The organism is Pseudonocardia sp. (assembly GCF_035305885.1).
Lineage (GTDB): Bacteria > Actinomycetota > Actinomycetes > Mycobacteriales > Pseudonocardiaceae > Pseudonocardia.
Window position 1 is genome coordinate 1 of record NZ_DATGOP010000106.1, and the last position, 23,657, is coordinate 23,657.

A 23,657-nucleotide genomic window follows, 5' to 3' on the forward strand; every position below is an offset into this window, starting at 1 on the left:
TCGACGTACCAGGTGATGCGGTTCGGCAGCCAGTCCATGGCGAACGTGTGCCACTGGCTGAAGTCGCCGGTGATCTTGTTGCCGGCCTGCTTGTTCTGGGGCGAGAAGTGGATGACGAAGTGCGCCTCGCCGCGGTCCTCGTCCGGCACCTCCATCATGTCCAGCTCGCCGTCGGCCTCCTTGTTCAGCGAGTCGGGCCACAGCAGGATCGCCGAGCCCCGGCCCCGGCCCTTGTCGGTGCGGGCGCGGAACTCCCACCGGCCGTAGGTCTGGCTGTACTCGTGGTTCATGCCGCCCGAGATGTTGCCCCGGGCGGTGACGCGCAGCTTGCCGTCCTCGACGGTGATCGCCGACGGGCGGCGGTACCCGTTGCCGAAGCCGCCGATCGAGTTGTAGCGGTTCCAGACCTTCGGATCGAGCGACGATCCTTCGAAGTCGTCGCTGAAGACCAGCCGCCACTCGTCCTTCGACGCCGTGGGTCCGCGGCCGCCGCGCGCGTCGTCGATCACCGGCACGCTGGTCGGCGGCGGTGACGGCGCGGGAAGCGCCTCGAACAGGTCCGGCTCGTCGGTGCCGGCCGCGTTGCCGCACGCGGCGAGCAGGACGGCGACGGCGCCGACCAGCGCGCACAACGGGCGCCGGGGGAACCGGGACATCCAGCCTCCTCGACGTGCACGCCGGAGGGGGAGCGACGGGGGTGCCGGCGCGCGACCCCGACCCTAACGAACCGGACGAACGGGGAGGTACCGGGTGCCCCCGTGTCGGGTGATCGGCCCGCGCCTGCGGCCGCCGGAGATCACGCGCCGTCGACGCTGCGTGCGCCGCCGCCGCCGATGCGTGACGGTGCTCCGAATGTGCCTCACCCGATCGAGCGGTGTTGGTCGCCGCGGGTGATGAATTCTGGTTCGGACCGCCCCGGTCGGGTCAATAATCGGCTACCAGGACGGCACGAAGCGCCGGTGACCTCGGCTTTCTGCGTGAAGCGGCGTTCGACCGCTGGCTGCCGTCGATCGGGAGGGTTGCAAGGGAGATCCCGTCATGATCACGCTTCTCGTCACCGCCAGCGGTGCGAAGATCACGCCATTGATCGGCTTCATGCTCGCCGGCTTCGAGTGCTTGTCGATGGGCGCGATCATCCTGCGCGTCACGGACGCGCTCCGGCGGCCCCGCCTCGCCGACCTCGCGGCGCAGCGGCGCGAGCGGTGGGAGGCGGGGCACCCCGTCCTGGCGGGCGGCGACGAGCTGGACGACGACTGAGCCCTCGCGGCGTCAGCGCGCGGGCGCACCGACGGCCGCCGTCACCCGGCGGCGACGGGTCGGCAGCATGGCGGTCGGGTGGGCGGTGCTCCAGGCGGCGCCCGCGCAGATGAGCTCCTTGATGCGGGCGGCCGCCCTGCCGGTGACGGCCGACGGCTTGGCCACGTCGTCCGGGGTGACGAACTGGACGATGCCGTCGCGGCGGCCGAGGCTGATGCACTGGATCGTGTAGCCGATCGTCCGCTCCGGGACCCGGCGGCCGGTCAGGCGCGCGGCGATGGCGTCGGCGGCGAGCCAGGCCGTCGGGATCCCCGACGCGCACGACATCCGCAGCGGCCGGCCGCCCGCGCCCTCGGCGAGCGCTGCGTCGCCCACCGCGTACACCTCGGGGTGCGACACCGAGCGCATGGTGGCGTCGACGACGATCTGCCCGGTGTCGGCGACCCGCAGCGCCGAGGCGGCGGCGATCGGGTGCACGGCGAACCCCGCCGCCCACACGACCACCGGCGCCGCGATCCGGCCGCCGTCGCCGGTGACCACGCCGGCCTCGTCGACGCGCGCGACGTCGGTGTGCGCGTGCACGGTGACGTCGAGCCGGGCGAGGACCGCGGCGAGGTGGCGGCGGGCCTTCTCGCCCAGCCAGTCGCCGACGCCCTCGCGGGCGGCGATCGCGACGTCGAGGTCCGGGCGGGCCTCCGCGATCTCGGTGGCGGCCTCGATGGCGGTGAGGCCCCCGCCGACGACCAGCACCGCGCCGCCCGCGGCGAGGGCCTGCAGCCGCTCGCGCAGCCGCAGCGCGGCCTGCCGGCCCGCGACGTGGTGGGCGTGCTCGGCGACCCCGGGCACGCCGTGGACGGCGGCGGTGCTGCCGAGGGCGTAGACGAGGGTGTCGTAGCCGATCTCGCCCGCGCCGTCGGCCAGCTCGACCGTGTGGTTGGCGACGTCGAGCGCGGCGACGCGCGCCCGGCGCACGGTGACGCCCGTGCCCGCGAACACCTCGCGCAGCGGCCGGGGGCGCAGCTCCTGCCCCGTGGCGAGCTGGTGCAGGCGGATCCGCTCGACGAAGTCCGGGTCGGCGTTGACCAGGGTGATCTCGGTGTCGTCCGGGTGCAGCCTGCGGGCGAGGCGCCCGGCGGCGCCCGCTCCGGCGTACCCGGCCCCGAGGACGACGATCCGGTGCTTCATCTCGTGCACGCTCCTTCTCCGGTCTGGGCGGGTTCGCCTCCTGAACCGGGTGGCCGCCCGATCCCTGACCGGAGCTGGCTGTGCCGTGCGTCACACGTGCCGGGTCACGCGTAGCGGGCGAGCGGCTCCCCGTGCTCGGACGCGGCCCACTGGCGCGAGATGCGCTCGAGCTTGTCCGGGTTGACCTGGAACCGGATGGCGGCGACGCCGTCGGGGGTCACGTCGAACGCCATCACCGCCACCACCCGGCCGCCGGCCACCGCGAGCAGCGCGGGCTCGTCGTTGACGACCGCGGCGTGCAGCGCGTGGCCGCCGTCGGCGAGCAGCCGCTTGACCGTCGTCGAGGTGAACAGGCCGCGCACGAACCGCGCGATCGCGATGGCGCCGGTGAGCGGGTCCTTGCGCGCGGGGGCGCGCCCGCCGCCGTCGGAGATGCTCACCGCGTCGGCGGTCAGCATCTCCACCAGCGGCGCGGTGTCGCCGCTCAGGGCCGCGGCGAGGAAGCGCTCCACGATCCGGGTCGCGGCGGCCGCATCGACCTGCGCGCGGGCCCGGCCGGAGGCGACCCGCTGCCGCGCCCGGTGGTGGATCTGCTGGCTCGCGGCCTCGGTGGTGTCGAGGATCGCGGCGATCTCGGCGTGCGGGTAGCCGAACGCCTCGCGCAGCACGTACACCGCGCGTTCCCGCGGCGACAGCCGCTCCAGCACGGCGAGCACCGCGAGGGACACCGACTCGCGCTGCTCGGCGGTCTCGGCCGGGCCGAGCATCGGGTCCCCGGCCAGGACGGGCTCGGGCAGCCACTGGCCCACGTAGGTCTCGCGGCGGGCCCGCGCCGAGGTGAGCTGGTTGAGGCACAGGTTGGTGAGCACCTTCGTCAACCACGCCTCGGGCACCTCGATGCGGTCCCGGTCGGCCGCCTGCCAGCGCAGGAACGCCTCCTGCACGGCGTCCTCGGCGTCGCTCGCCGAGCCGAGCAGGCGGTAGGCGATCGCCTCGAGGCGACCCCTCGCGCCCTCGAACAGGGCGACCTCGCGCGGGCTGAGCTCCATCCCGCACAGTCAAGCACGCGAGCTTGACCTGGAGCGCGCTCCAGGGTGCAGCCTCGCTGCCATGGATGGATCGATCACGGCCCGGCGCGTGGGGGAGTGGCGCGTTCCCGCGCTCGGCATCGGGACCTGGGCGCTGGGCGGCGAGTGGGCGTTCGACGGCGAACCCGCGGGCTGGGGGCCGGTGGACGACGACGAGTCGATCGCCGCCCTCCGCGCCGCCTACGACGGCGGGGTCCGGTTCGTCGACACCGCCGACGTCTACGGCTGCGGGCACGCCGAGCGGGTCGTCGGCAAGGCGATCGCCCCGTTCCGCGACGACGTGGTGCTCGCGACGAAGGTGGGGCTCCTGTTCGACGAGGCCACCCGCGCGGGCGCGGGCACCGACCTGTCCGCGGGGCACATCCGCAAGGCCTGCGACGCGAGCCTGCGCCGGCTCGGGGTGGACCACATCGACGTCTACCAGATCCACCCCGGCGACGCGGACGCCGAACGCGCGCAGGAGGTGGTGGCGGCGTTCGAGGACCTCGTCGCCGCCGGCAAGATCCGGGCGTACGGCACGAGCGCCACCGACCCGGCGACGATCGCGGTCGTCGCCGCGGGCGGCCACGGGGTGTCGGTGCAGCAGGAGCTCAACGTGTTCGGCGCGGACGAGCCCGCCCTCGCCGCCTGCGACCGCCACGACCTGGCCGTGCTCGCCCGCACCCCGCTCGCGATGGGGCTGCTCAGCGGCAAGTACCGCAGCCCGCAGCAGCTCCCGGCCTCGGACGTGCGCCGCCACACCCCGTGGTGGAGCTTCTTCAAGGCCGACCGGATGCCGCAGTGGCTCGCCCGGCTCGACGCCGTGCGGGACGTGCTCACCTCCGGTGGGCGCACCCTGGTGCAGGGCGCGCTCGCCTACGTGTGGGCCCGCTCGGAGCGGGCGGTGGCGCTGCCCGGCGTGCGGACCGTGGCGCAGGTGCAGGAGCTCGTGGGCGCGCTGGAGCACGGCCCGCTCGACCCGGCGCAGCTGGCGGAGGTCGACCGGCTCCTCGCGGGCCCGGTGCCGGACGCGGCACCATCGGTGAGGTGAACATCTCCGAGGCCGCACGGCGCACCGGGGTCGCCGTCGACACGATCCGCTACTACGACCGCCTCGGCCTGCTCGGCGCGGTGCGGCGCACCCCGGGCGGGGCCCGCGAGTTCACCGAGGGCGACCTCGGGTGGCTGCGGGTGCTGCGGTGCCTGCGCGACACCGGCATGCGGATGGCCGACCTGCGCCGGTTCGTGGCGATCGACGGCGACCGCGAGCCGGCGCGCAGACGGGAGCTGCTGGAGGCGCACCGGGCGGCGGTGCTGGAACGCATCGAGCGCACCTACCGGGAGCTGGAGGTGCTCGACGGCAAGATCGCGGCGTACCGCGAGTTGGAGCAGAAGGCCCTGGAGGCGCAGCAGACGGTCGCCCAGCCCGTGTAGCCGATCGCGCAGGCTAACGGAAGACGACCGTGCTGCGGTCGTTCAGCAGGACGCGGCGCTCGCAGTGCCATCGCACGGCGCGCGACAGCGCGAGCGCCTCGGCGTCGCGGCCCGCCGTGCTGAGGCGACGGGGGTCGAAGGTGTGGTCGATCCGGATCACCTCCTGCTCGATGATCGGCCCCTCGTCGAGGTCCGGCGTCACGTAGTGGGCGGTGGCGCCGACCAGCTTCACGCCGCGGTCGTAGGCCTGGTGGTAGGGCTTGGCGCCCTTGAAGCCGGGCAGGAACGAGTGGTGGATGTTGATCGCCCGGCCGTGCAGCTTCCGGCACAGCTCGTCGGAGAGCACCTGCATGTAGCGGGCCAGCACCACGAGATCGACGCGGTAGCGCTCGACGAGCTCGAGCAGGCGCTCCTCGGCCTGCGGCTTGGTGGTCGGATCGACCGGGACGTGGTGGTAGGGCAGCCCGGCCGCCTCGGCCATCGGCCGCAGGTCCTCGTGGTTGGACACGACGGCGACCAGCTCGGCGCCGAGGCTGCCCGCGCGCCACCGGAAGACCAGGTCGTTGAGGCAGTGCCCGGCCTTGGACACCATCACCAGCACCCGCTGGGGCGCGTCGTCGGTGAGGCGGTAGTCCATGTCGAACTCGGCGGCCACGGGCTCGAACGCGGCGGACAGGGCGGCCGCGTCGGTCTCGCGCGCGGTGACGAACGCCGTGCGCAGGAACAGCGAGCCGCGCACGCGGTCGTCGAACTGCTGGTGCTCGACGATGTCGCAGCCCTGCTCGAACAGGAACGCGCTGACCGCGCGCACGATGCCCGGCCGTTCCGGGCAGCTCAGCGTCAGGATGAACGTGCTGGTCACGATGCTCCTCGTCCCGGGTGGTCAGCACTCGACGACGTTGAGGGCGAGCCCGCCGCGGGCGGTCTCCTTGTACTTGTCCTTCATGTCCGCCCCGGTCTCGCGCATGGTCTTGATCGCCTTGTCGATGCTGACCTGGTGGCGCCCGTCGCCGCGCACGGCGAGCCGGGCCGCGGTGACGGCCTTGATGGCGCCCACCGCGTTGCGCTCGATGCAGGGGATCTGGACCAGCCCGCCCACGGGGTCGCAGGTGAGGCCGAGGTTGTGCTCGATGCCGATCTCGGCGGCGTTCTCGACCTGTTCGGCGGTGCCGCCGAGCACCTCGGCCAGGCCCGCGGCGGCCATGGAGCAGGCCGAGCCCACCTCGCCCTGGCAGCCGACCTCGGCGCCGGAGATGGAGGCGTTCTCCTTGAACAGCAGCCCGATCGCGGCGGCGGTGAGCAGGAACCGGACCACGCCGTCGTCGGAGTACGAGCCGACGAAGCGCCGGTAGTAGTGCAGGACGGCCGGGATGATGCCGGCGGCGCCGTTGGTCGGCGCGGTGACCACCCGCCCGCCCGCGGCGTTCTCCTCGTTGACCGCGAGCGCCCAGAGCGTGACCCAGTCGAGGGCGCGCAGCGGGTCCTGCTCGTCGCCCGCCGCCTCCAGCCGCTCCCGCAGCGCGGCGGCGCGCCTGCGCACCTTCAGCCCGCCGGGCAGCACGCCGGTCGCGCGGGTGCCGCGCTCGACGCACTCCTGCATGACCGACCAGATGTGCAGCAGGCCGGCCCGCACCTCCTCCTCGCTGCGCCACGCGAGCTCGTTGGCGAGCATGACGTCGCTGATCCGCAGCCCGGTCTCGCGGGTGTGCCGCAGCAGCTCCTCGCCGGTGCGGAACGGGTAGCGCACCGGAGTCGGGTCCTCGACGAGCACGGGGTTGCCCGCCTGGTCGGAGTCGACCACGAACCCGCCGCCGACGGAGTAGTACTCCCGGCGCACCAGCTCGGCGCCGTCGGCGCCGAACGCGCGGAACAGCATGCCGTTGCTGTGGAAGGGCAGCCGCTTGCGCCGGTGCAGCACCACGTCGTCGTCGACGCGGAACCGGATCGGCACCTTGCCGGCGAGCAGCAGCCTGCCCTCGTCGCGGACGGCCGCGAGCCGGGGTTCCGCGGCCACCGGGTCGACGAGGTCGGGCTGCTCGCCCTCGAGCCCGAGCACGACCGCCTTCACGCTGCCGTGCCCGTGCCCGGTGGCGCCGAGCGACCCGAACAGCTCGACCCGCACACGGGCGGTGCGGGTGAGCAGCCCGTCGCGCTCGAGCCGGCCCGCGAACGCGCTCGCGGCGCGCATCGGGCCGACCGTGTGCGAGCTCGACGGGCCGATGCCCACCTTGAACAGGTCGAACGCGCTGATCGTCATGGCCGCTCCGCGGTGAGCTCGGCCCGCACGCCTGCGGTGATCTTGTCGGCCCGGTCGCACAGCCCGCCGACCGACGCGGCCGCGGCGGACAGCTCGCCGCGGGCCTGCGCGTCGCCGACGCCCGCGAGGTTGATCTCGACGTTGACCCGCGCCGTGGTCGCCGCGGCCCGCGCCGCCTCGGCCGCCGCGGCCACGTCGCTGATCACGTTCGGGTTGCCGATCGGCAGCAGCTCCTCGGCCAGGTCGAGCACGCGCGCCGCGATCCCGATGACGAACGCGGGCGGGCGGGCCGCGGCGCGCAGCGCGGACGCGATGGCGGCGGAGCGGCGCGAGTCGGTCCGCGGCAGCCGGTAGGCCTCGGTGACGGCCGTGAACGCGGCCGCGTCGTCCTCGGCGAGCGTGAGCGCGTTCTCGCACAGTTCGTCCGCGGCGTCGCGGATGCGCCCGATCGCCGCGGCGTGCTCGGCGTGCTCCGGCCCGTCGCTGTAGCGCGCGACCATGGCCACCAGCGCGGCGGCCTGGGCGGCGTGCAGCGCCGCGGTCGCGCCGCCGCCGGGCGCGGGGACCCGGGCGGCGAGCGCGGTGAGGTACTGCCCGATCGTCTGGTTGCGCACCCTGGTGCCCTCTTCCGTGGTCGGGGTGGGGCGTCAGCGGCGGATCCGGGCCATCTCCGGGTCCACCAGCGGCTCCTGGGCCACGGTGGCCGGGATGCGCCGGGAGAAGTACTCGATCTCGACCGCGGTGCCGGGCGTCGCGCTCGCCGGTAGCCACGCGTAGGCGATCGGGGCGCCGATCGTGTGCCCGAACGCCGCGCTGGTGACGTAGCCCGCCGGGCGCCCGTCGAGGTACACCGGCTCGCTGCCCAGCACGACGCTGCGCCGGTCGTCGACCGTGAGGCAGGTGAGCCTGCGGGTGACCGCGTCCGGGTCGAGGTTCGCGATCGCGTCGCGACCGATGAAGTCGGCCTTGCCCCGCCGCACCGCGAACCCGAGGCCCGCCTCGTACGGGTTGTGCTCGGTGGTCATGTCGGTGCCCCACGAGCGGTAGCCCTTCTCCAGCCGCAGGCTGTTGAAGGCCGCCCGGCCCGCCGCGATGACGCCGAGCTCCTGCCCGGCCTCCCAGAGCACGTCCCACAGCCGCAGCCCGTACTCGGCGCTGGTGTAGACCTCCCAGCCGAGCTCGCCGACGTAGGACAGCCGCATGGCGGTGACCGGGACCCCGCCGATCCGCGCGGGCATCGCCCGGAAGTACTTCAGCCCCTCGTTCGAGAAGTCCTCGCGCGACAGCGGCTGGACCAGGTCGCGGGCGAGCGGCCCCCACACGCCGATGCAGCACGTGGCGCCGGTGATGTCGCGGACCTGCACGTCGGGGCCGGCGTGGCGGCGGATGTGGTCGAGGTCGAGGTTGCCGTTCGCACCCACCTGGAACCGGTCCTCGGCCAGCCGGGCCACGGTGAGGTCGCTGCGGATGCCGCCGGCGTCGTCGAGGGCGAGGGTGTAGGTGACCGAACCGACCGGCTTGTCCATCGTGCCGGTGGTGAGCCGGTCCAGCAGGGCCAGCGCGCCGGGGCCGGAGACCTCGATCCGCTTGAGCGGGGTCATGTCGTACAGCGCCACGCCCTCGCGGGTGCGCCAGGCCTCCGCGGCGGCGATGGGCGACCAGAACAGCGCCGACCACTCGTCGCGCTCCGGCGGCACCCACGCCTCGGGCAGCCGCTCGACCAGCGGGGCGTTGGCCTCGTACCAGTGCGGGCGCTCCCAGCCCGCCGCCTCCAGGAACACCGCGCCCAGCTCCCGCTGGCGGGCGTGGAACGGGCTGACCCGCAGGTTGCGCGGCGACTCCCGCGGCTGCAGCGGGTGCACCACGTCGTAGATCTCCACGAAGTTCTGCTGGGAGGTCTCGGCGACGTAGTCGTCGGTCAACTGGATCTCCTCGAACCGGTGCACGTCGCAGCCGTGCAGATCCACCTCGGACACCCCGGTGGTGAGCAGCTCCGCGACCGCCTTCGCCACACCCGCCGAGTGGGTCACCCACACCGCCTCGGCGATCCAGAACCCGGCGACGTCGGGCGACTCGCCGATCAGCGGTCCGCCGTCCGGGGTGAAGGAGAAGATCCCGTTGAAGCCCTCCTCGACCTTCGCCGCGTTCAGCGCGGGCAGGAGCAGCCGGCTCTGCTGCCAGGACGGGGCGAAGTCCTCCTCGGTGAACGGCTGCATCGACGGCATCGACGACGCCGTGACCGGGCCGTCCTCGTCGAGGTCGGACAGCTGCACCGGCATCGGGCGGTGGGCGTAGCTGCCGATCCCGAGCCGGTCGACGTGCTCGCGGAAGTACAGGTCCTGGTCCTGGTGGCGCAGGATCGGCAGGCCCGCCTCGCTCGCCTCGTCGTTGCGGCCGACGAGCTCGGCGACCTGCCCGGTCTTGGCGTACTGGTGGGCGAGCGGCAGCAGCGGCACCGCCATGCCCACCATCGCGCCGACCCGCCGGCCCCAGAACCCGGCGCAGCACACCACGACGTCGGCGGGCAGCACCCCGTCCGGCGTGCGCACCCCGGTGACCCGGCCCCCGGAGTGCTCGATGCCGGTGACCCGGGTCCCGCCCTGGAACCGGGCCCCCCGCGCCTCGGCGCGGCGCATGAGCGCGGCGACCACCCGCGGCGCCTTCGCCAGGCCGTCGGTGGGCACGTGGAAGCCGCCGAGCACCCGGTCGCGGTCGAGCAGCGGGTGCAGGCGCACGCACTCGTCCGGGTCGACGACCCGGCTCTCGACGCCCCACGAGGTGGCCCAGCCGTGCTTGCGGTGCAGGTCGGCCAGCCGCTGCGGGGTGGTCGCGACCTCGAGCCCGCCGACCTGGTTGAAGCACCAGGCGCCGTCCAGGTCGAGCCCGGAGAACTTCTCGACCGTGTAGCGGGCGAACCGCGTCATCGTCTGCGACGGGTTGGTCTGGAACACCAGGCCGGGCGCGTGCGAGGTGGAGCCGCCCGCGAGCGGCAGCGGGCCCTGGTCGACGACGGTGACCCGGTCCCATCCGCGGGCGGTCAGCTCGTCGGCGAGGTTGGTCCCGACGATCCCGGCTCCGATGATCACGACACGAGGCGAGGTGGGCATCAGGCTCCCCTGAACTCGGTGGCCGCGTCGAGCAGCCAGGTGGCGAGGTAACGCGCGAACGAGGACCGGACCAGCAGCCGGTAGTGCGTCGCCGTGTCGTCCAGGGCGAGCAGCACGACCCCGGCCAGCCCGAGGGTGGTCTGCACGGCCGAACCCGCCGGGAACGCGCGCGGGTGCAGGTCGATGGAGCAGCCGGTGGCGAGCACGTCCGCCACGTGCGCGCCGCGCAGCCGCAGCGTGGTGCGCTGCGCGGACACGTCGACCGCCGCGCCGGCGCCGGAAAGGGCGGTCCGCACGCCGGACTCGAGCGCCTCCGGGCTGCGGAACGGGCTGGTGACCAGCCACTCGTCGGGGCCGAGCCAGATCACCGTGGAGAACTCGCCGGCCACCCAGGTGTTCGGCGTGGTCGGCAGGGCGACGCCCAGGTGCTCGGCCACGGCGCCCGCGGCGGGCCCGGCGGGGTCGAGGCGCAGGTCGGTCATGGCGACGAACGGCTCCGGCACGATCTGCACCTCGTCGGGCAGCTCGGCGAACCGCTCCGACCAGCCGGGCAACGCGCCGGTGCGCGCAAGCTCAACCGTCACGGCGGGCTCCTTCCGGGTCGACCAGCACGGGATCGGTGACCTCGACGGGGACCAGCGCGTCCCCGACCGGGACGTGCAGCGTCTGCCCGATGCGCTCGCGGCCCGCCTTGACCAGCGCGAGCGCGAACGTGCGCTCCAGCGCCGCGCTGCGGTAGCTGGAGGTGACGTGCCCGAGCATCGGCACCGGCGGCTCGGGCAGCCGGTCGGCCTCGACGACCTGCGAGCCCTCGGGCAGGAGCACCGTGCGGTCGTGCGGCAGCAGGGCGACCAGCTGCTTGCGCTGCGGGTTGCGGTTCTCCAGCCGGGAGAACGAGCGCTTGCCGACGAAGTCGGGCTTCTTCTTCGACACGACCCACGACATCCCCAGGTCCTGCGGGGTGACGGTGCCGTCGGTGTCCTGCCCGACGATCGGGTAGGCCTTCTCCGCGCGCAGCACGTGCATCGTCTCCGTGCCGTACGGGGTGATGCCGTGCGGCTCGCCCGCCGCGATCAGCCGCTCCCAGACCGCGAGCGCGTGCCAGGCGTCGACGTTCACCTCGTAGGCGAGCTCGCCCGAGAAGCTGACGCGGGCGATCCGCACCGGGACGCCGTCGAGGCGGGTGTCGCGCCACGCCATGAACCCGAAGGCGTCCTTGGAGCAGTCGACGTCGGAGAAGACGGCGGCGATCACGTCGCGCGAGCGCGGCCCGACCACGGGGAAGGTGGCCCAGTGGTCGGTGACCGAGGTGAGGTGCACCCGCAGGTCCGGCCACTCCGTCTGCAGCCACTCCTCCATCCAGTCGAGGACCTTCGCGGCGCCGCCGGTGGTGGTGTAGACGAGGAACCGGTCCTCGGCGAGCCGCATCACGGTGCCGTCGTCGAGCACCATGCCGTCGGCGCCGCACATCACGCCGTAGCGCACGAACCCGACCCGCAGGCTGCTCATCACGTTCGTGTAGAGCCGGTCGAGGAACACGCCCGCGTCCGGGCCCTGCACGTCGATCTTGCCGAGGGTGGACCCGTCGAGGATGCCGACGCCGTTGCGCACCGCGGCGCACTCGCGCAGGACGGCGGCCTCCATGTCCTCGCCGGGCAGCGGGTAGTAGCGGGGCCGCTTCCACTGCCCGACGTCCTCGAACACCGCGCCGCGGGCGACGTGCCAGTCGTGGATGGCGGTGACGCGTTCGGGGTCGTAGAGCGCGCCGCGGTTGCGGCCGGCGAGCGCGGCGAACGCCACCGGGGTGTAGGGCGGGCGGAAGGTGGTGGTACCCAGCGCCGCGACCGGCACCCCGAGCAGCTCGGCGGTGATCCCGGCGGCCACGACGCCGGAGGTCTTGCCCTGGTCGTGCGCGGTGCCGATGGTCGTGTACCGCTTGACGTGCTCGATGTTGCGCATCCCCGCGCCGACCGCGCGGGCGATGTCGGCGACGGTGGCGTCGCGCTGGATGTCGACGAACTGGGCGCGCTCGTCGCCCGGCACCCGCCACAGCACCAGCGGCGGGGTGCGCTCGGGGACCGGGTCCGCGGTGGGCAGCGCCCCGACCCCGCCCGCCTCGATCCCCAGCTCCGCGAGCGCGCCGAGGGCGGCCCTCGCGCCCTCGCGCACGCAGCCGTCCAGGTCGAACACGCCGGCCGCCGCGCCCGCGACGGACGTACCGGGAAGGGTCTCTGCGGGCACGAACGCGCCCAGCGCGTCGTCGTAGCGCAGCCGGCCGCGGGCCTGGCTGAACAGGTGCACCGCGGGGTTCCAGCCGCCGGAGACCAGCAGCAGGTCGCAGCCGATCCGCTCGCGTTCCCCGCCGTCGGCGTCGGCGACGAGGGCGGCGCTGACCCGGTCGGTGCCCTCGGTGCCGGTGACGAACCGGCCGGTGCGGACCCCGATGCCGCGCCGCTCGCACTCGGCGCGCCAGTGCGCGGGGGCCTGCGCCCGCGCGTCGACCACGGCGTGCACCCGCGCCCCGGCGTCGGCGAGGTCGACCGCGGCGGCGTAGGCGGCGTCGTCGGCGGTGAACACGACCGCGTCGCGCCCGGCGAGCACGCCGTAGCGGTGCAGGAACGTGCGAGCCGACGCGGCGAGCATGATCCCGGGCCGGTCGTTGTCGGCGAACACGATCGGCCGCTCGTGGGCACCGGTCGCGAGCAGCACGTGGCGGGCGCGGATGCGCCACACCCGCTGGCGGGAGCGGTTGCGCGGGGCCGCGGCGCCGAGGTGGTCGGTGCGCCGCTCCAGCGCGAGCACGAAGCCGTCGTCGTAGTGGCCGAACGCGGTGGTGCGCTGCAGGTGCAGCACGTCCGGCAGCCCCGCGAGCTCCCGGGTCGCCGCGGCCACCCAGTCGAGCGCCGGGGCGCCGTCGAGGCGGTCGGTGCCGCCCAGGAGCGACCCGCCGGGCTCGGCGTGCTCGTCGACGAGCACCACCCGGGCGCCCGCCCGCGCCGCGGTGAGCGCGGCGACCAGCCCGGCCGGGCCGGCCCCGACGACGAGCAGGTCGCAGTGGGCGTGCTTGGCGTCGTAGCGGGCGGAGTCGGGCACGTCGGCGAGCCGGCCGCGGCCGGCGACGCTCCGGGCGACGAGCCCGTCGACGAGCTCGATCGTGGAGGCGAGCAGCATCGGCTCCGGGAACGGCTCCTCGACCTGCACCAGGCCGCCCGGGTCCTCGGCCCAGGCCGCGCCGATGCCGCGGGGGCGCCCCAGCGCGACGCTCGTGCCGGTGGCGTGCACGCCGTTCGCGAGCAGCGCCGAGGCGAGCGTGTCCCCGGGGTGGCCGGTGTAGGCCACGCCGTCGAACGTGAAGCGGTGGGTGGTGGCGCGGTCGATACGGCCCCGGTCCGGGACGCGGAACCCACCCTGCGTCGATGACTCGCTCGCACGCTCGCTCTGTGTCGATGATTCGCTCGCACGCTCACTCATGGGATCACCGGGCGGGGCTCGTCGGGGCGGTAGACGGCGTGGAACCGGTAGGTCGCGGTGTCGCGCAGCGCGTTGAACCAGCGGCGGCAGCCCGCCGAGTGGCACCAGCGCTCGGCGAAGATGCCCTTCGGGTTGTCCCGGAAGAACAGGTAGTGCGCCCACTCGGTGTCGGAGAGCGCGGCCGGGTCGGCGGGGTAGGCGACGTGGGCCTGGCCGCCGTAGTGGAACTCGGTCTCCTCGCGCGGCCCGCACCAGGGGCATCGGATGAGTTGCACGGGCTCTCCTAGTGGGCGACGGCGGCGGCGCCGTGCTCGTCGACGAGCGCGCCGGTGACGAAGCGCTCGAGCGTGAACGGCGCGTTGAACGGGTGCGGTTCGTCGTGGGCGATCGTGTGGGCCATGCACCAGCCCACCCCCGGGGTGGCCTTGAACCCGCCGGTGCCCCACCCGCAGTTGAGGTAGAGGTTCCGGAACGGGGTGAGGCCGACGATGGGGGAGGCGTCCGGGGTGACGTCGACGATGCCGCCCCAGGTGCGCAGCAGGTGCGCGCGGGCGAACACGGGGAACAACTCCACCGCGGCGGCCATCTGGCGCTCGATGATGTGGAACGCGCCGCGCTGGCCGTAGCCGTTGTAGGCGTCGATCCCCGCGCCCATCACCAGCTCGCCCTTGTGGGCCTGGGAGACGTAGACGTGCACCGCGTTGGACATCACCACGGTGGGGTGCACGGGTTCGAGCAGCTCGGAGACCAGCGCCTGCAGCGGGTGGCTCTGCAGCGGCAGGCGCAGCCCGAGCGTGTCGGCGAGCACGGAGGTGTGGCCCGCCGCGCAGAGCGCGACCTTGCCCGCGGCGATGTCACCGCGGGACGTGCGCACCCCGGTGACCCGGTCGCCGTCGGTGGTGAAGCCGGTGACCTCGCAGTCCTGGATGAGGTCGACGCCCGCGGCGTCGGCCTTCCGCGCGAAGCCCCACGCGACGTAGTCGTGCTTCGCGATGCCCGCGCGCGGCTGGTAGGTGGCGCCGAGCACCGGGTAGCGGATGTCGTGAGAGGTGTTGACGATCGGGCAGACCTTCTTCACCTCGTCGGGCGTGAGCCACTCGGCGTCGATCCCGTTGAGGCGGTTCGCCTCGACCCGCCGGACGCTGTCGCGCACGTCCTGCAGGCCGTGGGCGAGGTTGAGCACGCCGCGCTGGCTGAACAGGATCGGGTAGTCGAGCTCCTCCTCGAGGCCCTCCCACAGCTTGAGGGCGTGCTCGTAGATCGCGGCGCTCTCGTCCCACAGGTAGTTGGAGCGGATGATCGTGGTGTTGCGCGCCATGTTCCCGCCGGCGAGCCAGCCGCGCTCCAGCACGGCCACGTCGGTGATGCCGTGGTTGCGGGCGAGGTAGTGCGCGGTCGCGAGGCCGTGCCCGCCCGCGCCGACGATCACCACGTCGTAGCTGCGCTTGGGCTCCGGGTTGCGCCACAGGAAGTCCGGGTGCTCGGGCAGTTGTTCGGTCATGCCGGGGTCCCTCCCAGCGCCGGGTAGAGCGGATGGCGGGCGGCGAGCGCACCCACGCGCCCGCGCAGCGCGGCGATCGCGTCGTCGTCCGTGTCCGGGCGCAGCGCGGTGGCGATGATGTCGGCGACCTCGGCGAACTCGTCGGCGCCGAACCCGCGGGTGGCGAGCGCGGGTGTGCCGATCCGGATCCCGGAGCTGACCATCGGCGGACGCGGGTCGAACGGCACCGCGTTGCGGTTGACGGTGATGCCGGCGGCGTGCAGCCGGTCCTCGGCCTGCTTGCCGTCGAGCTCGCTGTGGCGCAGGTCGACGAGGACCAGGTGGACGTCGGTGCCGCCGCTCACCACGCCGATGCCCGCCTCCCGCGAGTCGGGCGCGAGCAGCCGGTCGGCGAGCAGGCGCGCGCCGAGCAGGGTGCGCTCCTGCCGCTCCCGGAACGCCTCGGTCGCGGCCAGCTTGAACGCCACCGCCTTCGCGGCGATCACGTGCTCCAGCGGGCCGCCCTGCTGGCCGGGGAACACCGCCGAGTTGAGCTTCTTGCGCAGGTCCGGGTCGTCCTCGGCGGAGAGGATCACGCCGCCCCGCGGGCCGCCGAGGGTCTTGTGGGTGGTGGTCGTGACGACGTGCGCGTGCGGCAGGGGCGACGGGTGCAGCCCGGCCGCGACGAGCCCGGCGAAGTGCGCCATGTCCACCATCAGGTAGGCGCCGACCTCGTCGGCGATGCGGCGGAACTCCGCGAAGTCGAGGTGCCGCGGGTAGGCCGACCACCCGGCGACGATCACCTTCGGGCGGCGCTCGTGCGCGAGCCGCTCGACCTCGGCCATGTCGATCCGGTGGTCGTCCTCGCGGACGTGGTAGGCGGCGACGTCGTAGAGCAGGCCCGAGAAGTTGAGCCGCATCCCGTGGGTGAGGTGGCCGCCGTGGGCGAGGTCGAGGCCGAGGATCGTGTCGCCCGGCTTCAACAGCGCGGCCATCGCGGCCGCGTTGGCTTGCGCGCCCGAGTGCGGCTGGACGTTCGCGAACGTCGCCCCGAACAGCTCCTCGACCCGGTCGACGGCGAGCCGCTCGACGACGTCGACGTGCTCGCACCCGCCGTAGTAGCGCCGGCCGGGGTAGCCCTCCGCGTACTTGTTCGTGAGCACCGAGCCCTGGGCCTGCATCACGGCGAGCGGGGCGAAGTTCTCGCTGGCGATCATCTCCAGCGTGGACTCCTGGCGCTTCAGCTCGGCGCCGACCGCGGCGTGGATCTCCGGATCGACCTCGGCGAGGCTGCGGGTGAGGACGGTGCGGACCTGGGTGTCGAGCATTCGGTGTCCGATCTGTCGTACCAAGCTCGCGCAGACTGGTATATCAGTCGGCGGTGTACGGTAGGTCGGCCGAGGAACGTCGTCAAGGGGTGCACATGGGTCTCGCAGCGCAGCTGCCCGGGCCGGCTTCTCTCGCGGACCAGGCCTACGAGGGCATCCGCGATCGCCTGATCATGCTCGACATCCGCCCGGGCGACCCGCTCAACGACGAGGCGCTCGCCCAGGAGCTCGGCACCGGGCGCACCCCGGTGCGCGAGGCGCTCAAGCGCCTCGAAGGCGACCGGCTCGTCGTCGCCTACCCCCGGCGCGGCACGTTCGCCACCGCGGTCGACATCACCGACCTCGCCCACATCTCGGAGATCCGCGCGCAGCTGGAGCCGCTCGCGGCGTCCCGCGCGGCGGTCAACGCCTCCGCCGCCACCCGCACCCGCCTCGCCGAGCTGGCGAAGGACGTGGCCGAGCTCGAGGCCCGCGTCGACGACCGGCGCGAGCTCCTGCGCCGCGACGTCCAGGTGCACCGCGAGATCTACCGCGCCGCGGGCAACCCGTATCTCGAGGACATCCTGGTCCGGCAGGACAACCTCGCCACCCGGATCTGGTGCCTGTTCCTCGACCGGCTACCCGCGATCGCCGGGCACGTGGGCGAGCACGTCGGGCTGCTCGAGGCGATCGTCGACGGCGACGCCGAGAAGGCGGGGCGGCTGGCGCTGGAGCACGTCGTCGGGTTCGAGCGGGCGGTGCGCGCGATCCTCTAGAGGCGTCAGCGTTCTGCGGCGCCGAAGTAGCCGAGGCGTTCGCTGATCTCCCGGCCGCCCTCCACGAGGTGGGCGGCGACCTCGGGGAACGACTCCGCCGTCAGGCGGAACGACGGGCCGGACACGCCGACCGCCGCGATCACGTCGCCACCCGCGTTGCGGACGGGCGCGGCGAGCGCGTTGAGCCCCAGCTCGAACTCCTCGGCCGTCGACGCCCAGCCCCGGGCGCGCACCTCGTCCAGCTCGGCCTGGAGCGCGGCGGGGTCGGTGATGGTGTGCGGCGTGTACTCGAACAGCTCGGCGGCGAGGGCTTCCTTCACCGTCTCCTCGTCGGCCCACGCGAGCAGGACCTTGCCGCTGGCGGTGGCGTGCAGCGGGGTGCGCTGACCGGTCCAGTTGCGCCCGCTGATCGCGGAGCTGCCGTACTCCTGGAGGATGTTGGTCACCTCGCCGGTGTCGGCGATGGCGAGGTTGACGGTCTCACCGAGCTCGGCGGCGAGCCTGCGGCAGACCGGGCGGCTCTCGGTGGTCAGCTCGAGCTGGGCGGTGGTGGCGCCCGCGAGCCGGACGATGCCGCGGCCCAGGTGGTACTTGCCGCGCTCCTCGAGCTGCTCCACCAGGTCGCCGTTCTCCAGGGCCTCGATCAGCCGGAACGCGGTCGACTTGTGCACGCCGAGCTCAGCGGCCACCTCGGTCACCCCTGCGCCGTCGCGACCTCGTTCGGCGAGCAGGTACAGGATCGCGATGGCTCGGTCCACCGACTGGACCTGGGACGGGGCAGCCTCCCTGCCCTGGCGCACTGAATCGGACATCACGCCGAACTCTACGGCGACCTGCCGATTCGAGCAGGTCGAAGGCTCTTGACGGCCTGGTCAGCGCGCCCTCATCATGCTGTTGCTGATAGCGAGTCGCGTTGCGCTATCTGAAACAAGCCCGTAACGGAGGTGCCATGATCCTCGTCGGTCGACCGGAGGACATACCGCTCGGCGAGGCCGTGCGGGTGGAAGAAGGCGTCGAGGCCCCGATCGCGGTGTTCAACGTCGACGGCGAGTTCTTCGCCATCGACGACACGTGCACCCACCAGGACGCTTCGCTCGCCGACGGCTGGGTCGAGGGCTGCAGCGTCGAGTGCCCGCTGCACGCCGCCTGCTTCGACCTGCGCACCGGGATGCCGTCCGGGCCGCCCGCGAAGACCCCTGTGCGCACCCACGAGGTCGTCGTCGTCGACGGCTTCGTCTACGTCCGCGTCGCGCAGGCCGTGGAGGCGGCCGCCTGATGCGCACCGTCGCGGTCATCGGCGGCTCGCTCGCCGGAATCAGCGCCGCGCGCGCCCTGCGCGAGCACGGGTTCGACGGCCGCGTCGTGGTCGTGGGCGCCGAGGACCGGCTCCCCTACGACCGCCCGCCCCTGTCGAAGGAGTTCCTGGCCGACAAGATCGGCATCGACGACCTCGCTCTGACGACCGACGCCGACGCCGAGCTCGACCTGGACTGGCGGCTCGGCGAGACGGCGGTGCGCCTCGACCCCCGCGGCCGCTCGGTCGTGCTCGCGTCCGGGCAGGAGGTCGCCGCCGACGGGGTCGTGCTCGCGACCGGCGCGCGGGCGCGCCCGTGGCCGGGCGACGACCTGCCCGGGGTCCACACCCTGCGCACCGTCGACGACGCGATCGCCCTGCGCGACGGCCTGCGCTCCGGCGGCCGGCTGGTGGTGATCGGAGCCGGGTTCATCGGGGCCGAGGTGGCGTCCACGGCGCGCGACCTCGGCGTCGAGGTCACCGTGGTCGAGGCCGAACGGCTCCCGTTGGCCGGCGTCCTCGGGCCGGAGCTCGCCGCGGTGTGCACCTCGCTGCACGCCGAGGGCGGGGTTCGGTTGATCGCAGGCACCCCCGTCGCCGGTCTCGTCGGCACCGACCGGGTTCGCGAGGTCCGCCTGGCCGACGGCCGTGCGGTTCCCGCCGACGTGGTGGTCGTCGGCATCGGGGCGCTGCCGAACGTCGAGTGGCTCGCCGGCTCCGGCGTCGACCACGACCCCCGCGGCGTGTGGACGGACGCCGCGGGCGCCACCAACCTGCCGAACGTCGTCGCCGCGGGCGACTGCACGTTCTCCCACTGCGCCTACGCGGGCGTCGAGCTGCGCCAGGAGCACTGGACGAACGCGCTGCAGCAGGCCTCGGCCGCGGCGGCCACCCTGCTGGGGCGGGACGCGGCGCCCGCCCGGCCCGCGCCGCCCTACTTCTGGTCGGACCAGTACGGCGTGCGGATGCAGTTCGCGGGCCACCGGACCGCCGACGACGAGGTCGAGATCATCGAGGGCGACCCGGACTCCCGCCGCTTCGTGGCCGGCTACCGCCGCGACGGCCGGCTCGTCGCGGTGTTCGCCATGAACCAACCCAAGCTCTTCGCCAAGTGGCGCCGTCAGCTCGCGGCCCCCGCCGCCGCCCCCCTCGCTTGAGTTCCCCCACGAGAGGTGTCACGTGTCCGCTCCAACCACCCACGTGTCGTCGAGCCTGATCTCCACCCTCCCCGGCCTCTCCTACACCGACCCCGAGATCTACCGGCGGGAACAGGAGAAGATCTTCGAGGCCCGCTGGATCGCGGCCGCGCGCAGCGCCGACCTCGCCGAGCCCGGCGCGTTCCGCACCCTCGACGTGGGCCGCGAGAACGTGCTCGTCGTGCGCGGCCGCGACCGGCAGCTGCGGGCGTTCCTCAACGTCTGCAGGCACCGGGGCGCCCGGGTCTGCATGGAGCGCTCCGGCGTGGCGCGCCGCAACGTCCAGTGCGGCTACCACGCCTGGACCTACGGCCTCGACGGCAAGCTCGTCGCAGCCCCGAACCTGACCAAGATGCCCGACGTCGACCGCGAAGCGTTCGGGCTCCTGCCGGTGGCGCTGCGCGAGTGGCTCGGGTACGCCTGGGTCTGCGTCGCCGACGAACCGCCGTCGTTCGAGGACACGGTGGTCGGTGCGGTCACCGAGCGGCTCGGGGCCGAGGGCGTCATCGACCGGTGGGAGATCGAGAACCTCGACCTCGGCCGCAGGCACACCTACGACGTGCGCGCCAACTGGAAGCTCATCGTCGAGAACTTCATGGAGTGCTACCACTGCGCGACCATCCACCCCGAGCTCACCGAGGTGCTGCCGGAGTTCGCCGAGGGCTACGCCGCGCAGTACTACGTGGGGCACGGGGCGGAGTTCGCCGAGGACGCGCAGGGGTTCACCGTCGACAAGAGCCCGGGCCTCGACGTGATCCCCGGGGTCGCCGACGGCCACGACCGCAAGTACTACGCGATCACGGTGAACCCGCAGGTGTTCATCAACCTCGTGCCCGACCACGTGATCTTCCACCGCATGTACCCGGTCGCGCCGGACCGCACGGTCGTCGAGTGCGACTGGCTGTACCTGCCGGAGGTCGTGCGCAGCGGCCGGGACCTGGACCGCTCGGTGGAGCTGTTCCACCGCGTCAACCAGCAGGACTTCGACGCCTGCGAGCGCTGCCAGCTCGCCGCCTCGTCCAAGGCCTACGCCGACGGCGGCGTCCTGGTGCCCAGCGAGCACCACATCAGCGCCTTCCACAACTGGGTGACCGAGCAGCTCGGTTCCTGACGCGGCGGGCCTCCCCGTCCGACTCGCCCACCCACCACGACCGTCCTTGAGCGGGGAGGACGGCACCGATCGAACAGGAGGCGTCGACGCGACATGGTCCTGCAGGCATCCCCCGACGCGGGCGAGATCCCGGACAGCGACGTCCCGGACGCGGGTGCGCGGTCCGGCGTCGACCGGTGGGTGTTCGGGTCGGCGGCGGTCCTGGTCGTCGCGTTCATCGCGTGGGGGCTGGTGAACACCACGTCGCTGAGCGCGGTGGCCTCCTCCGTGCTCGACGGCGTGATCCGTGGTGGGGGATGGGCGTTCGTGCTCGCGGCGAGCGGTTTCGTCGTGTTCGCCCTGTGGCTCGCGCTGAGCCGCTACGGGCGGATCCCGCTCGGCCGCGACGGCGAACGGCCCGAGTTCCGCACCGTCTCGTGGGTCGCCATGATGTTCAGCGCCGGGATGGGCATCGGGCTGATGTTCTACGGGGTGGCCGAGCCGCTCGCCCACTTCACCGACCCGCCGCCGGGCACCGTGGCCGCCGGCACCGACGCGGCGTTCGACGTGGCGATGGCCACCACCCTGTTCCACTGGTCGGTGCACCCGTGGGCGATCTACGCCGTCGTCGGGCTCTCCATCGCCTACAGCACGTTCCGCGCGGGCCGCCGGTCGCTGATCAGCTCGGCCTTCGAGCCGCTGCTCGGCGCCCGGCGCTGCGCGGGCCCGCTGGGGCGGGCCATCGACGTGATGGCGATCTTCGCGACGCTCTTCGGCTCCGCGGCGTCGCTCGGCCTCGGGGCGTTGCAGATCGGGGGCGGGCTGCAGGCGGGCGGCTTCCTGGCCGAAGCGCCCACCGCGCTGCTCGTGGCCGTCATCGTCGTGCTCACGATCGCGTTCGTCGCCTCCGCGGTGAGCGGCGTCGCCAAGGGCATCCAGTGGCTGTCGAACACCAACATGGTGCTCGCCGCGGTGCTCGCGGCGTTCGTGTTCGTGGCCGGGCCGACGATCCTCATCCTCAACCTGCTGCCCACCACGATCGGCGACTACTTCGGCGACCTCGCGCAGATGGCGGCGCGCACCGGCGCCACCGGCGGCGACGCGACCGAGGTGTGGCTTTCGGGGTGGACCGTCTTCTACTGGGCGTGGTGGATCTCCTGGACCCCGTTCGTCGGGATGTTCATCGCGCGGATCAGCCGCGGGCGCACGATCAAGGCGTTCGTCGCCGGGGTGATCCTGGTGCCCAGCCTGGTCAGCCTGGTCTGGTTCGCGATCTTCGGCGGCGCGGCCGTGACCCTCGAACGCGGCGGGGCGGACCTCGCCTCGCGGTCGCCGGAGGGCCAGCTGTTCGGCGTGCTCGAGGCGTACCCGCTCGGTGCTGCGCTCGGCGTCGTCGCGATGGTGCTGATCGCGATCTTCTTCGTCTCCGGCGCGGACGCCGCCGCGGTCGTCATGGGCACGTTGTCCGAACGCGGCTCGCTGCACCCCTCGCGGGGCGTCGTCGTCTTCTGGGGCCTGGTGATGGGCGCGATCGCCGCCGTCATGCTGCTCGTCGGCGGCGACGACGCCCTCACCGGCATCCAGGACCTCACGATCATCATGTCCGTGCCGTTCGGGCTGGTGATGGTGCTGCTGTGCGTGGCGCTCACCAGGGACCTGCGCCGCGACCCGCTGATCCGCCGGGACGCGCGCTCGCAGCGGGCCGTGGAGCAGGCCGTGAGCTACGGCGTCGCGAACTACGGCGACCGGTTCTTCATCAACGTCAAGCCGGCCCCGGCGCGGACGGAGGCCGACGGCGGCGGATGACGAGGGTGGGACGGCCGCTCCCTGGATCGCCCCGCCCGTCGCGGGGAGCATGGGTGGCGTGCAGCGCGATCAGCTCGCAGACTTCCTGAAGCGTCGCCGCGCGGCGGTCCGGCCGGCCGAGGTCGGGATCCCGGCCGGCCCGCGCCGCCGCACCGCGGGCCTGCGCCGGGAGGAGGTGGCGATGCTCGCCGGCATGTCGGTCGACTACGTCGTCCGCCTCGAGCAGGGGCGCAGCAGCCAGCCCTCCACCCAGTTGCTCGGGGCGCTGGCCCGGGCGCTGCGGCTGTCGGAGGACGAACGCACCCACCTGTTCCACCTGGCGGGCCACCAGCCCCCGCCCGCCGACGGCACCGCGCAGCTGGCCAGGGCGGGCCTGCTGCGCATGCTCGACCTGCTCGGCGACACCCCCGCGATGGTGCTGTCGGACCTGGGGGAGATCCTCGCCCGGAACCGGGGGTCGGAGCTGCTGGCACCCGGCGATCACCGCGACCTCACCGGCGACCGCCGCTACTTCGTCTACCGGTGGTTCACCGAGCCCGAGGCGCGCGCCATCCACCCGCCCGAGGAGCACGAGCACCACGCCCGATCACTCGTGGCCGACCTGCGGGCCGCCGCGGGCCGCCGCGGTGGTGACGCCGAGGTCACCGGGCTCGTCGAACGGTTGCAGGCCGCGAGCGCCGAGTTCCGCAGGCTCTGGGCCGAGCACGAGGTGGGGGTGCGGCGCGCCGACCGCAAGACGTTCCTGCACCCGCGGGTGGGCCCCCTGCGGATGGACTGCGAAACGCTGGTCACCCCCGACCAGCGCCAGCAGCTGCTGGTGCTCACCCCCGCGGACGCCGACTCGCGCGACCGGCTCGACCTGCTCCGCGTGGTCGGCGCCGAGGAGTTCCAGACCGACGCCGCGGGGCCCGGCTGACCGGGCCCCGCGGC

The 23,657-nt window shown here is 73.8% G+C and carries 22 protein-coding genes; 9 read left to right on the forward strand and 13 right to left on the reverse strand.

Annotated features, from left to right (window positions below):
* Nucleotides 1-656 (reverse strand): glycoside hydrolase family 16 protein (locus VKZ81_RS22125; protein ID WP_324243554.1); only part of this gene is annotated, 656 nt, incomplete at its 3' end.
* 382 nt (nt 657-1,038) lie between these two features.
* On the opposite strand from VKZ81_RS22125, the gene VKZ81_RS22130 reads away from it, so the two are divergent.
* Nucleotides 1,039-1,257, forward strand: a complete 219-nt coding sequence (locus tag VKZ81_RS22130) for a hypothetical protein (protein WP_324243555.1) — start codon at nt 1,039-1,041, stop codon at nt 1,255-1,257.
* A 12-nt stretch (nt 1,258-1,269) separates the two neighbouring features.
* Here the strand turns inward: VKZ81_RS22130 and VKZ81_RS22135 are convergent, their stop codons facing one another.
* Nucleotides 1,270-2,442 (reverse strand): NAD(P)/FAD-dependent oxidoreductase, encoded by a 1,173-nt coding sequence (locus VKZ81_RS22135; protein ID WP_324243556.1) that lies wholly within the window; start codon nt 2,440-2,442, stop codon nt 1,270-1,272.
* A gap of 104 nt (nt 2,443-2,546) precedes the next feature.
* Nucleotides 2,547-3,491, reverse strand: a complete 945-nt coding sequence (locus VKZ81_RS22140) for an RNA polymerase sigma-70 factor (protein WP_324243557.1) — start codon at nt 3,489-3,491, stop codon at nt 2,547-2,549.
* 61 nt (nt 3,492-3,552) lie between these two features.
* Here VKZ81_RS22140 and VKZ81_RS22145 point away from each other — a divergent pair, with 61 nt between their 5' ends.
* Nucleotides 3,553-4,560, forward strand: a complete 1,008-nt coding sequence (locus VKZ81_RS22145) for an aldo/keto reductase (RefSeq protein WP_324243558.1) — start codon at nt 3,553-3,555, stop codon at nt 4,558-4,560.
* Entirely contained in the window at nt 4,557-4,943 is a 387-nt protein-coding gene (locus tag VKZ81_RS22150) for a MerR family transcriptional regulator (protein ID WP_324243559.1), read from the forward strand. Before VKZ81_RS22145 ends, VKZ81_RS22150 begins: the two co-directional genes overlap by 4 nt.
* 13 nt (nt 4,944-4,956) lie before the next feature.
* Here the strand turns inward: VKZ81_RS22150 and purU are convergent, their stop codons facing one another.
* Genes purU through glyA form a run of 9 tightly spaced genes read right to left on the reverse strand, consistent with a single transcriptional unit; the run spans nt 4,957 to nt 16,586 of the window.
* Nucleotides 4,957-5,805, reverse strand: a complete 849-nt coding sequence (gene purU, locus VKZ81_RS22155) for a formyltetrahydrofolate deformylase (RefSeq protein ID WP_324243560.1) — start codon at nt 5,803-5,805, stop codon at nt 4,957-4,959.
* A gap of 21 nt (nt 5,806-5,826) precedes the next feature.
* Nucleotides 5,827-7,200: an L-serine ammonia-lyase gene (locus VKZ81_RS22160; protein WP_324243561.1), complete on the reverse strand. Its 1,374-nt coding sequence runs from the start codon at nt 7,198-7,200 to the stop codon at nt 5,827-5,829.
* Nucleotides 7,197-7,814 carry a cyclodeaminase/cyclohydrolase family protein gene (locus VKZ81_RS22165; protein ID WP_324243562.1) on the reverse strand — a complete coding sequence of 206 codons (618 nt, stop codon included), beginning with the start codon at nt 7,812-7,814 and terminating at the stop codon, nt 7,197-7,199. The genes VKZ81_RS22160 and VKZ81_RS22165 overlap by 4 nt, the downstream gene beginning before the upstream one ends.
* A 33-nt stretch (nt 7,815-7,847) precedes the next feature.
* Nucleotides 7,848-10,307, reverse strand: a complete 2,460-nt coding sequence (locus VKZ81_RS22170) for a GcvT family protein (RefSeq protein ID WP_324243563.1) — start codon at nt 10,305-10,307, stop codon at nt 7,848-7,850.
* Complete coding sequence (locus VKZ81_RS22175) at nt 10,307-10,891, reverse strand: sarcosine oxidase subunit gamma (RefSeq protein WP_324243564.1); 585 nt, start codon at nt 10,889-10,891, stop codon at nt 10,307-10,309. Before VKZ81_RS22175 ends, VKZ81_RS22170 begins: the two co-directional genes overlap by 1 nt.
* Nucleotides 10,881-13,778, reverse strand: coding sequence for a 2Fe-2S iron-sulfur cluster-binding protein (locus VKZ81_RS22180; RefSeq protein WP_414709443.1), 2,898 nt, complete (start codon nt 13,776-13,778; stop codon nt 10,881-10,883). Before VKZ81_RS22180 ends, VKZ81_RS22175 begins: the two co-directional genes overlap by 11 nt.
* Entirely contained in the window at nt 13,775-14,053 is a 279-nt protein-coding gene (locus VKZ81_RS22185) for a sarcosine oxidase subunit delta (protein WP_324243565.1), read from the reverse strand. The genes VKZ81_RS22180 and VKZ81_RS22185 overlap by 4 nt, the downstream gene beginning before the upstream one ends.
* Nucleotides 14,054-14,061: 8 nt before the next feature.
* Nucleotides 14,062-15,279 (reverse strand): sarcosine oxidase subunit beta family protein, encoded by a 1,218-nt coding sequence (locus VKZ81_RS22190; protein ID WP_324243566.1) that lies wholly within the window; start codon nt 15,277-15,279, stop codon nt 14,062-14,064.
* Complete coding sequence (glyA, locus tag VKZ81_RS22195) at nt 15,276-16,586, reverse strand: serine hydroxymethyltransferase (protein WP_324243567.1); 1,311 nt, start codon at nt 16,584-16,586, stop codon at nt 15,276-15,278. Before glyA ends, VKZ81_RS22190 begins: the two co-directional genes overlap by 4 nt.
* Before the next feature lie 95 nt (nt 16,587-16,681).
* Here glyA and VKZ81_RS22200 point away from each other — a divergent pair, with 95 nt between their 5' ends.
* On the forward strand, nt 16,682-17,341 hold the full coding sequence (locus tag VKZ81_RS22200) for a GntR family transcriptional regulator (RefSeq protein WP_324243568.1): 660 nt from the start codon (nt 16,682-16,684) through the stop codon (nt 17,339-17,341).
* A gap of 5 nt (nt 17,342-17,346) precedes the next feature.
* Here the strand turns inward: VKZ81_RS22200 and VKZ81_RS22205 are convergent, their stop codons facing one another.
* Nucleotides 17,347-18,153 (reverse strand): IclR family transcriptional regulator, encoded by an 807-nt coding sequence (locus tag VKZ81_RS22205; RefSeq protein ID WP_324243569.1) that lies wholly within the window; start codon nt 18,151-18,153, stop codon nt 17,347-17,349.
* A 137-nt stretch (nt 18,154-18,290) separates the two neighbouring features.
* Here VKZ81_RS22205 and VKZ81_RS22210 point away from each other — a divergent pair, with 137 nt between their 5' ends.
* The 5 genes from VKZ81_RS22210 (at nt 18,291) to VKZ81_RS22230 (ending at nt 23,643) form a co-directional block, all read left to right on the forward strand.
* Nucleotides 18,291-18,617 (forward strand): bifunctional 3-phenylpropionate/cinnamic acid dioxygenase ferredoxin subunit, encoded by a 327-nt coding sequence (locus VKZ81_RS22210; RefSeq protein WP_324243570.1) that lies wholly within the window; start codon nt 18,291-18,293, stop codon nt 18,615-18,617.
* Nucleotides 18,617-19,792, forward strand: a complete 1,176-nt coding sequence (locus tag VKZ81_RS22215; RefSeq protein WP_324243571.1) for an NAD(P)/FAD-dependent oxidoreductase — start codon at nt 18,617-18,619, stop codon at nt 19,790-19,792. The genes VKZ81_RS22210 and VKZ81_RS22215 overlap by 1 nt, the downstream gene beginning before the upstream one ends.
* 22 nt (nt 19,793-19,814) lie before the next feature.
* Nucleotides 19,815-20,942, forward strand: coding sequence for an aromatic ring-hydroxylating oxygenase subunit alpha (locus tag VKZ81_RS22220; protein ID WP_324243572.1), 1,128 nt, complete (start codon nt 19,815-19,817; stop codon nt 20,940-20,942).
* A gap of 93 nt (nt 20,943-21,035) precedes the next feature.
* Nucleotides 21,036-22,727, forward strand: coding sequence for a BCCT family transporter (locus VKZ81_RS22225; protein WP_324243573.1), 1,692 nt, complete (start codon nt 21,036-21,038; stop codon nt 22,725-22,727).
* 58 nt (nt 22,728-22,785) lie between these two features.
* Nucleotides 22,786-23,643 carry a helix-turn-helix domain-containing protein gene (locus VKZ81_RS22230; RefSeq protein WP_324243574.1) on the forward strand — a complete coding sequence of 286 codons (858 nt, stop codon included), beginning with the start codon at nt 22,786-22,788 and terminating at the stop codon, nt 23,641-23,643.
* The last annotated feature ends 14 nt before the right edge of the window (nt 23,644-23,657 follow it).

Excerpts from the sequence above, each read along its gene's own strand:
- VKZ81_RS22140 (WP_324243557.1), bottom strand. The coding sequence starts at position 3,491 with ATGGAGCTCAGCCCGCGCGAGGTCGCCCTGTTCGAGGGCGCGAGGGGT.
- VKZ81_RS22170 (WP_324243563.1), bottom strand. The coding sequence starts at position 10,307 with ATGCCCACCTCGCCTCGTGTCGTGATCATCGGAGCCGGGATCGTCGGG.
- VKZ81_RS22135 (WP_324243556.1), bottom strand. The coding sequence starts at position 2,442 with ATGAAGCACCGGATCGTCGTCCTCGGGGCCGGGTACGCCGGAGCGGGC.
- VKZ81_RS22200 (WP_324243568.1), top strand. The coding sequence starts at position 16,682 with ATGGGTCTCGCAGCGCAGCTGCCCGGGCCGGCTTCTCTCGCGGACCAG.
- glyA (WP_324243567.1), bottom strand. The coding sequence starts at position 16,586 with ATGCTCGACACCCAGGTCCGCACCGTCCTCACCCGCAGCCTCGCCGAG.
- VKZ81_RS22225 (WP_324243573.1), top strand. The coding sequence starts at position 21,036 with ATGGTCCTGCAGGCATCCCCCGACGCGGGCGAGATCCCGGACAGCGAC.
- VKZ81_RS22205 (WP_324243569.1), bottom strand. The coding sequence starts at position 18,153 with ATGTCCGATTCAGTGCGCCAGGGCAGGGAGGCTGCCCCGTCCCAGGTC.
- VKZ81_RS22145 (WP_324243558.1), top strand. The coding sequence starts at position 3,553 with ATGGATGGATCGATCACGGCCCGGCGCGTGGGGGAGTGGCGCGTTCCC.
- VKZ81_RS22180 (WP_414709443.1), bottom strand. The coding sequence starts at position 13,778 with ATGAGTGAGCGTGCGAGCGAATCATCGACACAGAGCGAGCGTGCGAGC.
- VKZ81_RS22190 (WP_324243566.1), bottom strand. The coding sequence starts at position 15,279 with ATGACCGAACAACTGCCCGAGCACCCGGACTTCCTGTGGCGCAACCCG.
- VKZ81_RS22215 (WP_324243571.1), top strand. The coding sequence starts at position 18,617 with ATGCGCACCGTCGCGGTCATCGGCGGCTCGCTCGCCGGAATCAGCGCC.
- VKZ81_RS22160 (WP_324243561.1), bottom strand. The coding sequence starts at position 7,200 with ATGACGATCAGCGCGTTCGACCTGTTCAAGGTGGGCATCGGCCCGTCG.
- VKZ81_RS22210 (WP_324243570.1), top strand. The coding sequence starts at position 18,291 with ATGATCCTCGTCGGTCGACCGGAGGACATACCGCTCGGCGAGGCCGTG.
- VKZ81_RS22130 (WP_324243555.1), top strand. The coding sequence starts at position 1,039 with ATGATCACGCTTCTCGTCACCGCCAGCGGTGCGAAGATCACGCCATTG.